Source organism: Mesorhizobium sp. M1A.F.Ca.IN.020.04.1.1 (genome assembly GCF_003997315.1).
Taxonomy (GTDB): Bacteria; Pseudomonadota; Alphaproteobacteria; order Rhizobiales; family Rhizobiaceae; genus Mesorhizobium.
The window spans coordinates 1-621 of record NZ_RZSN01000418.1 but is presented as its reverse complement, the minus strand read 5'-3'; the positions used below and the strand labels follow the sequence as shown (position 1 = coordinate 621).

Sequence of the window (621 nt, the reverse complement as noted above, 5' to 3'; positions counted from 1 at the left end):
CCGCTGTTCCCATTCGCTCGTGAAGGCGCCGAAGACGACTTCCACGCCTTACCCTTCCCCACGCCGCTTATGGCCGGCGCGCTTCGCCAGCGATCGTAATTCCGTCAAAACGGCCGCTTGGACGCGCTGCACGTTGCCAAGATTGATGTCGAGCTCGCTCGGGTGAACGCTCTTGCCGCTGTTTATTGATCGCGCCACCTGGTTCAGGTTCACGCCGATCGCGCGCATGTCCTCCAGCAGCAGCGCCGTGACGAGCCGATCATCCTTAGTCAGGATCGGTCGTACGCCGGCGCCTTCGAGGATCAGCGACCGGAAAAATCCCGAAACCGTCATGTCGGCCGCCTTCGCGGCCTTTTCGATTGCCGCATATTCGTCCGCGCTGACGCGGGCATGCACCATTCGACCCTTCCGGTCCGGTTCGAGCCGGACCTCGAATTTCGCGTCGTCCATTTGGCCTTGGGCCCCTCTCTCTGGCGCTTGCGGCAGGCATCGAGGGCTTGTTCCTCGATCGCCGGGAAAATGTCGCACATTTTTCCGTATCCTGCCACCATCAATAGGCGTGAAATTCCCACTCAACAAAACCAACTTTTCGAGCGGCCGACGCTTCGCTCGACATTATCG

At 60.4% G+C, this 621-nt stretch carries 1 protein-coding gene; it reads right to left on the bottom strand.

What is annotated here, in order from left to right:
• Positions 1 to 48 precede the first annotated feature (48 nt).
• The gene (locus EOA49_RS32310; RefSeq protein WP_127242314.1) at positions 49 to 450 is read right to left on the bottom strand and encodes a MobC family plasmid mobilization relaxosome protein; all 402 of its coding nucleotides are present in this window, start codon (positions 448 to 450) and stop codon (positions 49 to 51) included.
• Between the last annotated feature and the right edge of the window lie 171 nt (positions 451 to 621).